At 70.7% G+C, this 12963-nt stretch carries 13 protein-coding genes; 9 read left to right on the top strand and 4 right to left on the bottom strand.

The genetic code is table 11. The annotated features are described in order from the left end of the window. The first annotated feature begins 533 nt into the window (after positions 1 to 533). The 5 genes from HNR00_RS14205 (at position 534) to HNR00_RS14185 (ending at position 6639) form a co-directional block, all read left to right on the top strand. Positions 534 to 2798, top strand: a complete 2265-nt coding sequence (locus tag HNR00_RS14205; protein WP_183570360.1) for a transglycosylase domain-containing protein — start codon at positions 534 to 536, stop codon at positions 2796 to 2798. 11 nt (positions 2799 to 2809) lie between these two features. Further along, complete coding sequence (locus HNR00_RS14200; RefSeq protein WP_376770386.1) at positions 2810 to 3487, top strand: DUF1214 domain-containing protein; 678 nt, start codon at positions 2810 to 2812, stop codon at positions 3485 to 3487. After that, positions 3484 to 4077, top strand: a complete 594-nt coding sequence (locus tag HNR00_RS14195) for a DUF1254 domain-containing protein (protein WP_183570358.1) — start codon at positions 3484 to 3486, stop codon at positions 4075 to 4077. The genes HNR00_RS14200 and HNR00_RS14195 overlap by 4 nt, the downstream gene beginning before the upstream one ends. 247 nt (positions 4078 to 4324) lie before the next feature. After that, positions 4325 to 5617: an HlyC/CorC family transporter gene (locus HNR00_RS14190; protein WP_183570356.1), complete on the top strand. Its 1293-nt coding sequence runs from the start codon at positions 4325 to 4327 to the stop codon at positions 5615 to 5617. A 542-nt stretch (positions 5618 to 6159) separates the two neighbouring features. Next, positions 6160 to 6639, top strand: coding sequence for a MarR family winged helix-turn-helix transcriptional regulator (locus HNR00_RS14185; protein WP_183570354.1), 480 nt, complete (start codon positions 6160 to 6162; stop codon positions 6637 to 6639). Positions 6640 to 6711: 72 nt separating this feature from the next. Here the strand turns inward: HNR00_RS14185 and HNR00_RS14180 are convergent, their stop codons facing one another. Next, a complete protein-coding gene (locus tag HNR00_RS14180; RefSeq protein WP_183570352.1) occupies positions 6712 to 7074 on the bottom strand; it encodes a c-type cytochrome in 363 nt (120 codons plus the stop codon). Between the two features lie 180 nt (positions 7075 to 7254). Continuing rightward, positions 7255 to 7617: a c-type cytochrome gene (locus tag HNR00_RS14175; RefSeq protein ID WP_183570350.1), complete on the bottom strand. Its 363-nt coding sequence runs from the start codon at positions 7615 to 7617 to the stop codon at positions 7255 to 7257. A 317-nt stretch (positions 7618 to 7934) separates the two neighbouring features. Here HNR00_RS14175 and HNR00_RS14170 point away from each other — a divergent pair, with 317 nt between their 5' ends. The 3 genes from HNR00_RS14170 to HNR00_RS14160 all read left to right on the top strand — a co-directional run bounded on the left by HNR00_RS14170 (position 7935) and on the right by HNR00_RS14160 (position 10001). Beyond that, positions 7935 to 9368, top strand: coding sequence for an FAD-linked oxidase C-terminal domain-containing protein (locus HNR00_RS14170; protein WP_183570348.1), 1434 nt, complete (start codon positions 7935 to 7937; stop codon positions 9366 to 9368). Positions 9369 to 9390: 22 nt separating this feature from the next. After that, positions 9391 to 9621, top strand: a complete 231-nt coding sequence (locus tag HNR00_RS14165; RefSeq protein ID WP_246390628.1) for a hypothetical protein — start codon at positions 9391 to 9393, stop codon at positions 9619 to 9621. 122 nt (positions 9622 to 9743) lie between these two features. Next, a complete protein-coding gene (locus HNR00_RS14160) occupies positions 9744 to 10001 on the top strand; it encodes a DUF6894 family protein (RefSeq protein WP_183570343.1) in 258 nt (85 codons plus the stop codon). A gap of 71 nt (positions 10002 to 10072) precedes the next feature. On the opposite strand, the gene HNR00_RS14155 is transcribed toward HNR00_RS14160, so the two are convergent. After that, positions 10073 to 10921, bottom strand: coding sequence for a 23S rRNA (adenine(2030)-N(6))-methyltransferase RlmJ (locus HNR00_RS14155; RefSeq protein WP_312886058.1), 849 nt, complete (start codon positions 10919 to 10921; stop codon positions 10073 to 10075). A gap of 110 nt (positions 10922 to 11031) precedes the next feature. Here HNR00_RS14155 and HNR00_RS14150 point away from each other — a divergent pair, with 110 nt between their 5' ends. Next, on the top strand, positions 11032 to 12189 hold the full coding sequence (locus HNR00_RS14150) for a glycosyltransferase family 61 protein (protein ID WP_183570342.1): 1158 nt from the start codon (positions 11032 to 11034) through the stop codon (positions 12187 to 12189). A 6-nt stretch (positions 12190 to 12195) separates the two neighbouring features. On the opposite strand, the gene HNR00_RS14145 is transcribed toward HNR00_RS14150, so the two are convergent. Further along, entirely contained in the window at positions 12196 to 12891 is a 696-nt protein-coding gene (locus tag HNR00_RS14145; RefSeq protein ID WP_183570340.1) for a ribonuclease T2 family protein, read from the bottom strand. Positions 12892 to 12963 lie beyond the last annotated feature (72 nt).

The following is a 12963-nucleotide window of genomic DNA, read 5'->3' as shown; positions in this document are numbered from 1 at the left end:
CGCCTCGCTTCTCTCGCATCGCGTTCCATTCCGGGACGGCGCCCCTCCTGCCGCATGGCGGGAGACGGGGCAAGCGGAGCCGGCATTTGTTGCTCCCCGCCGTCATTCCGGCGCCGCGCAGCGGAACCCGGAATCCACCCGTGATGCGGGATAAACGGCTCAAGCCGGACCGTCGCGGCCAGTCGTGGATTGCACGCCTCCGGCGCGCCCCTTCGGGTCCGGGTTCGCCTTCGGCGCCCCGGAACGACGGCGAGGGTCGATGGAATCTCCTCGGTTCTTCGGCAATCCAGCCCCCGCCCGCCGCCACACCCACGCCAGGATCGGCGACGAGGCTGGAGCTTGATCGGCCCCGTTAAGGTTAAGCGAAGCTTGCCCCGCCTGGGCCGGTGCGGCGGCGCGGGTCTCGCGTTCCTTAACGGACACGAAAGCTCGCGGGCCCGCCCCTGTCCTGATACAGAACGGCGGGGGCCCGGCGCGCGGACGAACCGGTGCTCCGACGGCCGGCCCTGAAGGTAAGAAGAGCGGATCACCCCGTGCGCCTGCCCAGCCTCACCACGCTGAAGACACGGCTCTCCCGCGGGGCGCTGGCGTTCGACGCCTGGGTCAATGCCGGGCTCTACGAGGGCGGCCACTCCACCACCGAGGCCTACGAGCGCTTCCAGGCGCGCATGCAGGTCTTCGCCTTCAGGGGCTGGAAACGCGTCGCCCTCGATCTGACGAGCGAGGGCGTCACGGTCGGCGTGGCGGGCGCGATGTTCCTGCTGTTCCTGGCCCAGCCCGCCTTCAACCTGACCAGCGACAATTGGCTGAAAGCCCAGGATCTCGCCGTCACCTTCCTCGACCGCTACGGCACCGAGGTCGGGCGGCGCGGCATCAAGCACGACGACTCGCTCAAGTTCGACGACTTCCCTGAGTTGATGATCAAGGCGCTGCTGTCCACCGAGGACCGGCGCTTCTACGAGCATTACGGCATCGACCCGATCGGCACCGCCCGCGCGCTGGTGTCGAACTCGTCCGGCAAGGGCGGCACGCAGGGCGGCTCGACCCTGACCCAGCAGCTCGCCAAGAACCTGTTTCTGTCCAACGAGCGCTCGCTGGAGCGCAAGGTGAACGAGGCGTTCCTGGCCTTCTGGCTGGAGAGCCACCTCACCAAGAACCAGATCCTCAAGCTCTATCTCGACCGCGCCTATATGGGCGGCGGCACCTTCGGCGCGGTGGCGGCGGCCGACTATTATTTCGGCAAGCGCCTGCAGGACGTGACGCTGGCGGAAGCCGCGATGCTGGCGGGCCTGTTCAAGGCGCCGACCAAGTACTCGCCCAACGTCAACCTGCCCGCCGCCCGCGGCCGGGCGGTGGACGTGCTGCACAACATGGTCGAGGCCGGCTTCGTCACGGAAGGCCAGATCCAGACGGCGCTCCGCAACCCCGCCACCCCGGTGACCCGCACCCGCGACATCACCGCCGACTACTATCTCGACTGGGCCTTCAACGAGGTCCGGCGGATGGCGGATGCCGGCAAGCTCCGCTCCGACCGGGTGCTCACCGTCAAGACGCCGCTGGACCTCTCGATCCAGCGCTCGGCCGACCAAGCGGTCGAGGGGATGCTGCGGCGGCTCGGCGACCAGTACGACGTGGACGAGGCCGGCGTCGTCATCCTCGATCCCGACGGGGCGCTGCGCGCCATGGTCGGCGGCGCCGACTACGGCGAGAGCCAGTTCAACCGCGCCACCGACGCGCTGCGCCAGCCCGGCTCCTCGTTCAAGCCCTACGTCTACGCCGCCGCCCTCGCCGCCGGGCTCTACAAGCCCGATTCGCCCGTGGTCGATTCGCCGGTCTGCGTCGGCAACTGGTGCCCGCAGAATTACGGCCGCTCCTATTCGGGCCGCCAGCCGCTGTGGCTCGCGGTGGCCAAATCCGTCAACACCATCCCGATCAAGATCACGACCGCCATCGGCAAGGGGATGGGCATCACCCACGAGTGGAACGCGGCGAAGGCGGGCCGGGCCAAGATCATCCAGCTTGCCAAGGCCATGGGCGTGACGACGCCGCTGACCGACACGCCCTCGCTGCCCATCGGCGCCACCGAGGTGACGGTGATGGATCAGGCGGCGGGCTTTGCCGTGTTCGCCAACGGCGGCCGGCTCGCCAAGCCCTACGCCGCGGTCGAGGTGAAGAATTCGAGCGGCGACGTGATCTACCGCCACGCCGACGAGCCGCCGGTGCAGGTGCTCTCGTCCCAGGTGACGGCCGACATGAACTACATGCTCAACAAGGTCGTCGAGGAAGGCACGGCGCGCAAGGCCCAGATCGAGGGCGTGAAGGTGGCGGGCAAGACCGGCACCACCAACGGCTACCGCGACGCGTGGTTCGTCGGCTACACCGGCAACTATGTCGGCGCCGTCTGGTACGGCAACGACGACCACAGTCCGACCAACAAGATGACCGGCGGTTCGCTTCCCGCGATGACGTGGCACGAGATCATGGCCCCGGCCCACCAGGGCATCGAGCTGAAGCCGATGCCGGGGCTGAACGACCGCAAGGGCAGCCCGCAGGTCGCCCAGGCCGAGACCGCGGCCGCCGCCGCGAGCGCAGGCGGGCGCTTGTCGCGCCGCTCGTTCGAGGTGTTGTCCGGCCTCAACGGCCTGTTCCGCAGCGTCGAGTCGGAGCGCTCGGCCGCGACGCAAGGACCGACCGGCGGGCCGGCCCGCCAGGGCTCGCTCGGCTCCCCGCGGGTGCCCGGCCTCGCCCCGGTGGACGTCGCCGAGGGCGCCCGCGCCGCCGGCTTCGGGACGCCTTGAGCGGCGCCCGCATGGACATGCAGGCACCGACCGGAGCCGGCCCCACGGCGGGGGCGCCCGCGCGGCGTTCGCCGCGCCTCGGTGCGATCCTGAACGGGCTGGCCGCGCGGACCTCGCGGGTCGGGCTCGTGGTCTACGCCCTGGCGCTCGGCGGCGCGCTCGGCCTCGTCAGCGCCGACTACGCCACCAGCGGCGGCTATCCCTTCGGCGGCACCGCGATCGGCAGCTGGACGGCGTGGCCCAAGGCCGGCTCGCTCGACGCCGACCCCTATTCCCGCGCGGTCAACGCCCGGCGCGGCGACATCCCGCTCGCGGTCGGCGAGGGCATGCTGCTGACGGCCGCCGCCGACGATTCCGGCCGGACGCTCGACGCCACCTGCACCTACCGGCTCTCCGGCATCACGCCCCCGGCCCGCGCCTGGACTTTGACCGTCACCGGCCGCGGCACCGCCGAGCAGGCGCCGATGCGCGAAAACTTCACCTCCACCGAGATCCTGCGCGACGCCGATGGCCTGTTCGCGATCCTGCTCTCCCCGGAAGTCCAGCCGGGAAACTGGCTGCCGATGCCGCGCCCGCGCGGACCGGTGCGCCTCGCGCTGCGCCTCTACGACACGCCGGTGGCCGCGAGCGTCAGCTCGCTCGACCGCGACAGCCTGCCCGCCATCGAGCGCGTGGGCTGCGCCCGATGAGCCGCGGCCCCTTCCTTCTCGCCACCGCCGCCGGGCTGGTGCTCGCCGGCCTCGTCCACGTCGCGACCGTGCTGGCGATCCCGCGCTTTGCCGAAGGCGACGCCTTCTCCCGCGCCCAGGCCTCGGAGACGCTGGATCACCCGCTGCGCATCCACGGCCTGACCGGCGACGCCCCACCGCAGGAATCCTGGCTGCCCAACCCCGATCCGGCGGTGTCGGTCGGCGTCTGTTCCTACGATCTCGACGACGGGCCGATGCGGGTCTCGGCCCAGGCCGGGTCCTTGATGCTCTCGGTCTCGGTCCATGCCCGCCGCGGCGCCTTCTACGCGCTGACCGACCAGGCGGCGGTGCGCGGCGGCCTCGACCTCGTGGTGATGACCCGCGCCCAGTACGACGAGGCGCTGGCCAACGACGTCGCGGGCGAGGTGACCCGCGACGTGCGCATCGTCGCCCCCGCCCGCCGCGGCTTCGCCGTGGTCCGCGTCATCGCCGCCCTGCCGAGCCAGCGCGCGGCGGCCGACGCCGCGGTGCAGGCCGTCGGCTGCACCATCGACAGCCCTGCCGAGCCGACGGAGGACGGGAAGGGCTGACGCTGGCGCGTAACCCTCCCCCCTCCGCGGGGGAGGGTGCCCGCGGAGGGGGCGGGAGAGGGGAGCGACGCTTCCGGAGATTTCACCGTCGATTGCGGCCAAGCGGAAGCGTCGCTCCCCTCACCCGACTCCCTTCGGGGGCCACCCTCTCCCGCGGAGGGGAGAGGGGGACGCGGCGGATGCGTATCGGCTTATACTGCTCCGGTTCTGGGCTCTCTCGCCCACAGACAAAAAACCGGACGCGCCCATGGACGACCACACCGAGTTCTGGTTCGCGGCGGGCATCGTCGGGATCGCGCTGATCCTGTCGGCCTTCTTCGCCGGGGCCGAGACCGCCTACACCGCCGCCTCGCGGGCGCGGATGCTGGCGCTGGAGAATGCCGGCAGCCGGCAGGCGGGGATCGTCAACCGGATTCTCGCCGGGCGCGAGCGGTTCATCGGCGCGATGCTGATCGGCTACAACGTCGTCGCCATCGGCGCGGCCGCCTTCACCACCGGCGTCGCGGTCCACCTGTTCGGCAAGATCGGCGTGCTCTACGCCACCGCCGGCCTGTCGGTGCTCGTCATCGCCTTCGCGCAGGTGCTGCCCAAGACGCTCTCGATCAACAATCCCGACCGGATCGCTTTGGCCTCCGCCCGCCCCGTCGCCTTCGCGGTGGGTCTCCTCGGGCCGCTGGCGCTCGCGGTCGAGGCCCTGGTGCGGGTGCTGCTGCGCCCGCTCGGCCTGTCGATCGATGCCGGCCGCTCGATCCTGACGCCGACCGAGGAGATCCGCGGGCAGGTCGCCCTGCTTCACCGCGAGGGCGGCGTCGAGAAGGCGCAGCGCGACATGCTCGGCGGGCTGCTCGATCTCGGCGAGCTGACGGTGGCCGAGGTGATGGTCCACCGCACCAAGATGCGGACCATCGACGCCGGCCTCCCCTCGGAGGAGATCGTTCGGGCGGTGCTGGCCTCGCCCTACACCCGCATGCCGCTGTGGCGCGACAGCCACGAGAACATCGTCGGTGTGCTCCACGCCAAGGATCTGCTGCGGGCGCTCGACGCGGCGGGCGGCGAGGCGGCGGGCCTCAAGGTCGAGGCATTGGCCCTGGAGACGTGGTTCGTGCCCGGCACCACGACGCTCCGCGACCAGCTCAAGGCGTTCCTCTCGCGAAAGACCCACTTCGCGCTCGTGGTCGACGAGTACGGCGAGGTGATGGGCCTCGTGACCCTCGAAGACATCCTGGAAGAGATCGTCGGCGATATCGCCGACGAGCACGATGTCGCGGTCTCGGGGGTGCGGCCGCAGGCGGACGGCTCGGTGCTCGCCGAGGGCAGCGTGGCGGTGCGCGACCTCAACCGGGCGATGGACTGGACCCTGCCCGACGAGGAGGCCACCACGGTCGCCGGCCTCGTCATCCACGAGGCCCGCGCCATCCCCGACGCCGGCACCGCGTTCAACTTCCACGGCTTCCGCTTCCAGGTGCTGCGCAAGGCGCGCAACCGCATCACCTCGCTGCGCATCACCCCGCTGGCGCCCGCCCCGCGGCGGGACGAGTGAGGGCGGTTTTGCTGTCGAAGTCCGAACCCTTCACCGTCGTTCCGGGGCGCCGCAGGCGAGCCCGGAATCCGCCCGTGATGCGCGCCCGTGACAGGCGTCGCGGCCGGTCGTGGATTGCACGCCTCCGGCGCGCCTTCGGGGCCGGGCTCCGCTGCGCGGCCGGGGAATGACGGCGGACATCCCTCGATATCGTGGAACTCTGCCAACGACGTGCGGCCACCCGAGCCATCCCCTGGAGAGGGGGATGCGCTGCGTACAGTTTGATTGTGCCCTGCAAGATGTTCCTTTAGGTATCAGGGCTTGGGTCTGTCGCAGGATGCCCGCTGCGCGATCGTCCCTGGTCCGATGGCGTTTCGCAGCCGGAGGCGCAGGGGTCGCCGCGGCGGTGTCGTGCATGCGCGGGAGGCCGATCCGCCGCGGCGGATTGGCGTTCTCCGGGGACCGACCATATCTGAGGCGGTTCGCCGCCCCGTGCTCCGCCGCTTCCGGCTCGACGCCCGTCGGAAGCCGGCCCAGGGCGCGGCGCGCATCGAGGATGGACCATGAGTGACCCGGGCCGGGACGACCCGCAACTGCTGGACAACCAGCTCTGCTTCGCCGTCTACGCCGCGGCCCACGCCTTCGGCCGCGCCTACCGCAATCTGCTCGCCCATCACGAGCTGACCTATCCGCAATACCTCGTGCTGCTGGTTCTGTGGGAGGAGGAGGGCCTGTCGGTCAAGGAGATCGGCGGCCGGCTCTTCCTCGATTCCGGCACGCTGACGCCGCTGCTGAAGCGGCTGGAGGCTTCGGGCCATGTCCGCCGCGCCCGCGACAGGCCGGACGAGCGGCAGGTCAGCATCTTCCTCACCGACAAGGGCCGCGGCCTCAAGGGCAAGATGGACTGCCTGCCCCTCACGGTCGGCGGCATGACCGGGATGAGCCTGGACGAGCGCCGCGCGCTGCTCGACAGCTTGGCCAGCATGCGCGACGCCCTGCATGCCGGCGCCGCCGGGACCGAGCCCGTCGCCGAGCCCTGCTGAACGGGAAAGAGCCGCCCCGAGGCGGAGCGGCTCCTCCGGCGCCCGATCCGAGGGATCGGGCGCTGACGGCGATCAGGACTTGGTCTTGAGGTAGGCGATGATGTCGTCGACCTTCTTCTCGTCCTTGATGCCGGGGAAGACCATCTTGGTGCCCGGAACCTTCTTCTTCGGGTCGGTCAGCCACTCCTTGAGGTTGGCCTCGTCCCAGGTGATGCCGGAATTCTTGAGCGCGTCGGAGAAGGCGTAGCCGTCGCGGCCCTGGCCGGCCTTCTCGCCGACGATGCCCTTGAGCTGCGGGCCGACGCCGTTCTTCTCGAAGTTGTGGCAGGACTTGCAGGGCGCGAACGCCTTCTCGCCGGCGGCGGCATCGCCCTCGGCCTGGGCGGCGACGGGCAGAAGCAGCGCGAGAGCGGCGCCGAGGATCAGATGACGCATTGTTGTTTTCCTCCTTGGGTGCGGCCGGTTGGCGCGCGTGTGCAGAGGTTCGTTCCTGAGTGAGACCCGCACGGCTTCTGCGGCCACGCGGATCCTCGTGCTCCGCTCACCCTCCGCACGGCGTGAGCGAAACCGAAAAGGCCCGGCTGCGGGCAGCCGGGCCTCTGGTCCCTGTCGGGATCAGGACTTGGACTTGAGGTAGGCGATGACGTCCTCGACCTTCTTCTCGTCCTTCAGGCCCGGATAGGCCATCTTGGTGCCCTTCACCTTGTTGGAGGCCGGGCCGATCAGCCACTCCTTGAGGTTGGCCTCGTCCCAGGTGATTCCGGAATCCTTGAGCGCCTGCGAGTAGCCGTAGCCCTCGGCCATGCCGGCCTTGCGGCCCACGACACCCTTGAGGTTCGGGCCGACGCCGTTCTTCTCGAAATTGTGGCAGGCCTTGCAGGGCGCGAACGCCTTCTCGCCGGCGGCGGCGTCGCCCTCGGCCTGAGCTGCGATCGGCATCAGCACCGCGAGGGCGGCGCCGAGGATGAGGTGACGCATCGTGTTCCTTCCTCCGTGAGGGCGGCCGACGGCCGTCCCCTTGCGGCAGAGCTTCCTGCCTTAGAACAGATATAGACTATGCCGTGCCACCGTCCAGTCGAGCCGGCCACGTCTAACGCCCGTCGCACCGTTTCCGGTTCCGGACTCACCGCGGCGCTGGAGCGCCGTGCACCGGCCGGCGTTTCAGGTTAGGTTTCCCGCTTTCGACGCGCCCGATCCTCGCAAGGCGCGGCTGAAGCGGTGCTGAAGACCCGCGGGCCGGCGAAGCGAGAATCCGACCCGGGCGCGCCCGCCAGAGCCCCGAGGAGACGCCGCCCATGTCGATCGCCTTCCCCACTCCCGATGCCGGCGTCGTCGCCCGCCGCGAGGCGATCATCCAGGGACTCGCCGCCCTCGTCGCGCCGGAGGCCCTGGTGACGACCGAGGACGAGCGCCGCGCCTTCGAGACCGACGGGCTGACCGCCTACCGCAAGATGCCGCTCGCCGTCGTGCTGCCGTCCACCACCGCGGAGGTCTCGGCGGTGATGGCGTTCTGCCACGCCAACGGCGTGCCGGTGGTGGCCCGCGGCGCCGGCACCTCGCTCGCGGGCGGCGCCATCGCCCAGGAGGACGCGATCATTCTGGGCGTCGGCAAGATGACCCGCATCCTCGATCTCGACTTTCCCAACCGTACCGCGCGGGTCGAGGCCGGCATCACCAATCTCGCGATCTCGGGCGCGGTGGCGCATGAGGGCTTCTTCTACGCCCCCGATCCGTCGAGCCAGCTCGCCTGCACCATCGCCGGCAACATCGCCATGAACTCGGGCGGCGCCCACTGCCTGAAATACGGCGTGACGACGAACAACCTCATGGGCGTGACGCTGGTGACCAACGACGGCACCGTGGTCGAACTCGGCGGCCAGCACCTCGACGCACCGGGCTACGACCTGCTCGGCCTGATCTGCGGCTCGGAAGGCCAGCTCGGCATCGTCACGGAGGCGACCGTGCGCATCCTGCGCTCGGCGGAAGGCGCGCGGCCGGCGCTGGTCGGCTTCTCGTCCGTGGAGGATGCCGGCGCCTGCACCGCGGCGATCATCGGCGAGGGCATCATCCCGGTCGCCATCGAGTACATGGACCGCGAGGCGATCCTCATCACCGACGACTTCTCGGGCGCCGGCTACCCGCGGGATGCGGCCGCGATGCTGATCATCGAGGTCGAGGGCTCGGACGAGGAATGCGAGGACATGCTCGCCCGGATCGAGGCCATCGCGGCGCGCTTCAACCCGACCAGCATCCGCGTCTCGAAATCCGAGGCCGAGTCGGCGGCGATCTGGAAGGGCCGCAAATCCGCCTTCGGCGCCACGGGCCGCATCTCCGACTACATCTGCATGGACGGCACGATCCCGACCGGCCAACTCGGCCCGGTGCTGGAGCGCATCGGCGCGATCTGCGCGAGCCAAGGTCTTCGCGTCGCCAACGTGTTCCACGCGGGCGACGGCAACCTGCACCCGCTGATCCTGTTCGACATCAACACGCCCGGCGAATTGCAGAAGGCCGAGGCCGCGGGCGACGCGATCCTCAAGCTCTGCGTCGAGGTCGGCGGCTGCCTCACCGGCGAGCACGGCGTCGGCATCGAGAAGCGCGAGTTGATGCGCTTCCAGTACGCGCAGGAAGACCTCGAACAGCAGATGCGGGTGCGCAACGTGTTCGACCCCGCCTGGCTGATGAACCCGGCCAAGGTGTTTCCGCTGGAGGGCCGGGTGGCGGCGTGAGTTTTTGCGCCTTCCCGGCCCGATGAGCCAAGTCCGCAACGAACAGACCAAGCTGCTCGCCGGCAACCTCGACCGATTGAGCAGTGCCTTCGGCATCATCGGCGTCGTCACGCCGGTGATCGCCTGGAGCTACGAGTTCCCGACCGCGCCGCCGGCGACGGCCAAAAGCGTCGCGTTCTCGCTGGTTTGGTTTGCCGCCGCGGTCGTTCTACATCTCATGGCGAGGCATCTGCTGCGGAGGCTCCGCGCGTGAGCTGGATGGATATCTACGTCATCTTCGGCATCCCGGCGATCGTCCTGACGCTCGCCTACGGCGCGGTGCGCCTGCACGAATGGGACCTCGACCGCCACTCCCCGCCGGGCGAGTAGACCCAGATGCCGCGCTACTTCTTCCACACCCGCATCGGCGGCGCCGTCCTCCCCGACGAGGAGGGCGTCGAGCTGTCCGATCCCGACCACGCGTGGCGCGTCGCCCGCGCGACGATCCGCGAGAGCCTCGCCGAGGAGCCCGACACCGCCCGGCTGATGCAAGCCAGCCTGATCGTCGCGGATGCCGTCGGCGAGACGGTGTTCGAGTTTCCGTTCTCGGAGGTCGTCGCGGCGCCGCCCGAGGGCGACGACACCCTGCACTGAGGGGATGCCCTCGATCTTTGTGCCGCATCGGCTCTTTCCGAAAGCCGGTGCCCACCGTTCGGGCCGATGCCTTACCCCTCCGGCCCCAGCCGCTCGCAGCGGAACGCGCCGTAGCCGCCCCGCGCCAGCCGCTCGGCGAGCGCGGGCAGGACGATCTCGGCTTCCGCCGCCAGCGTCCAGGGCGGGTTGATCACGATCAAGCCGGTGCCGGAGAGACGCGTCGGGTCGTCGGGCCGCTCGATCATCAGGTCGAGGCGCAAAGCCGGCCGCTCCAGGCCGGCATCCAGCGCGGCGGCCATGCGATCGACCGCCGACAGGTCCTTGATCGGGTACCATCCCAAAAAAATGCCGGTCGGCCATTTGCGCACGGCCTTGAGTAGGCTCGTGCCCAGCCGGTCGATCTCGCCGCGCTCCTCGTAGGGCGGGTCGATCAGCACGAGGCCGCGGCGTTCGGGGGGCGGGATCAGGGCGTTGAGCGCGGTCCAGCCGTCGAGATGCAGCACCTTGGTGCGGGAATCGCTGGCGTAACGCTCCGCCAGCGTCCCGGCATCGACGGGATGGAGCTCCACGAACACGCCCTTGTCGCCCGCCCGCAGGGCCTCGCGGATGATCGCGGGCGAGCCCGGATAGGTCCTGGCACCGTAGCGCGCCCGCACCGCGGCGACCGCCTCCCGGTAGGGGGCGAGCAGCGCCTCGACCTCGGGGGCGAAGGGCGCGTCGAGCCGGCCGATCCCGTCGTGCCACTCGCCGGTGCGCCCGGCCTCGTCGGCGTCGAGGTCGTAGAGGCCGATCCCGGCATGGGTGTCGACGGCGCGGAACGGCTTCGGCTTGGCGGCGAGGTATGTTAGCACCCGCACCAGCACGAGGTGCTTGAGCACGTCGGCGAAATTGCCGGCGTGGAAGGCGTGGCGGTAATTCACCGGACGGCCGGAGACGATGCCCGATCCTCGTTCCGTCGCGATCGGACCATGATGCCGGCTTCCACGTTTCGAGGGTTCGGAGGCGGGGCGCCCGGCGGGCGTTCCAGCCGATGACCAAGGCGCGGCACATCGCCGTCACGGACCTGACCGAGCGCCGGACCATCGCCGTGGGGCGCGACCCCGGCATCGCCGAGGCCGTCGTCCCCTCGTTCAGGGGGCAGGACCCGGCGGCTCTCGTGAAGCAGGTTCCTTACCACGGCACAAGCGGGCCGATGCGGCTCGACGTGGTGACGATTCCCGGCGGCTGCCTGCTGTTCGGCCCCGGCGTCGATGGGATCGTCTTCACCGCCGAGGGGCGGCCCGTGAGCGAGACCGCGATCTTCGCCCGCACCGCCCCTGCCGTGACGCCGGAGCGCCTGCGGGCCGCCCAGGAGGTCGACGAGGACTGGGTCAGCGTCATCGACTGCGCCTGGGACAACCACTTCCATCTGCTGACGCTGGCGCTGCCGAAGCTGCCGCTGGCGCTCGCGCACCTGCCGGGGGCGGCGGTCGTGCTGCCGGCCCGCCGCACCGGTGCGGCGGAGGGCGGCCCTGCGATGCTCGACCAACTCCTCACCTTGAGCGGGCATACTGCCCGCGTCCGGCCGGTGGCGGACGGCCTCTACCGGCCGCGCAACCTCCACCTGATCTGGCCGAACCACGATCAGCCCGCCGCGCTCCACCTGTTCGACGAGGTCTTCGCCTGTTTCGACGCGCTGGCCCGGGCCGTCCCGGCGGACACGGCCCGGCGTCTCCCGAAGCGCATCTTCATCGAGCGGGTGCGCGACGCGCGCCTGCTCGACCCGAAGGCGATCCGCAGCCTCGACCGGCATCTCGCGGTTCACGGCTTCGAGAAGGTGCGGCTCGAAGAGCGCGACATGGCCGACCAGATCCGGCTGTTCGCGGGCGCGACCCACGTGGTGGCGGCCCACGGCGCGGGCTTGAGCAACATCGTCTTCGGCGGGCCGGACCTGCGGGTGCTGGAACTGAACTCCGACCTCGACGGCAGGGGCATGCTGCGGCCCTGGTTCCTCATCCTGGCGGCCAAGCGCGGGCAGCACTACCAGTATCTCGACGCCTCGGCCTGCGAACTCGCCGACCTTCCCCTCGGTCTCGCCTTCGACCGGCTGATGGGGACCAACCGGCAGGCGCTGCGGCTGCGGCTCACCCGGCTGCGGCACCGCCTCGACCGGGCGCTGTCGCGCCTGACCAGCCGGGCCGGGGCGTGAGCCCGCTCAGCGCGCCGCCTCGATCGTCACCTCGCCCGCACGGCAATTCTGGCGCGCCACCTCCGGGCAGGGGGTGAAGCCGCGCAGGTCCTTCGAGAAACAGATCCGCACCTCCTGCAGCTGCCCGCGGCGGCAGGTCACCGACATCATGTCGGGGCGCAGGCCCTTGTTGGCGGCGACGAACTGGCGGGCGATGTCGATCGGCGCGGCGCGGATCGTGCCCTCGGGCTTGGTGAAGGCGTCGGGGATCGTCACCGCGGTGCGGGCGGTCTTCACGGCCTTGAAGTAGGCGACCGGATCGAGGCCCGAGCAGGTGCCGTGGGTGCGCCATTCGTGGCGGGCCAGCCCCTCGCTCGGCATCACCTCGCCCGCGGCCTCGACGGCGTTGCGGGTGAGCGGGCGCTCGACCGCGGAGCAGTTCGAGGGGAAGCCGCGCTCGTATTGCGGCCACAGCCCGTGGACGACGAAGCCGAGGCCGCGGCCCGGCGCGCATTGCCCGTCGCGGTCGCGGCGCGCGCCCTCGCCGTCGCAATAGGTCGGCGACCACGACAGGGCCAGCACGTAGAAGTCGAACGCGCCGGGCTCCCCGCCGCCGCGCCGGAACCCGCCGAAATCCTGCGCGCCCGCGCCGGAGGCGACCATTGCCGCGCCGGATGTGAGCGTCAGCCCGAGGGCGAGCGCGGCAAGCGTACGGCGGAGCATGGCGGTCTCGAAAAAAGCGCGGGCGGTTCCCCGGACGATGCCGGGCACGGGCCGCAAGTCAAGCTTGTGCCC

This window comes from Methylorubrum rhodinum, from assembly GCF_014199935.1.
Classification (GTDB): Bacteria; Pseudomonadota; Alphaproteobacteria; order Rhizobiales; family Beijerinckiaceae; genus Methylobacterium; species Methylobacterium rhodinum.
The sequence above is the reverse complement of the archived record's forward strand: the minus strand, read 5'-3'. Positions and strand labels throughout refer to the sequence as shown.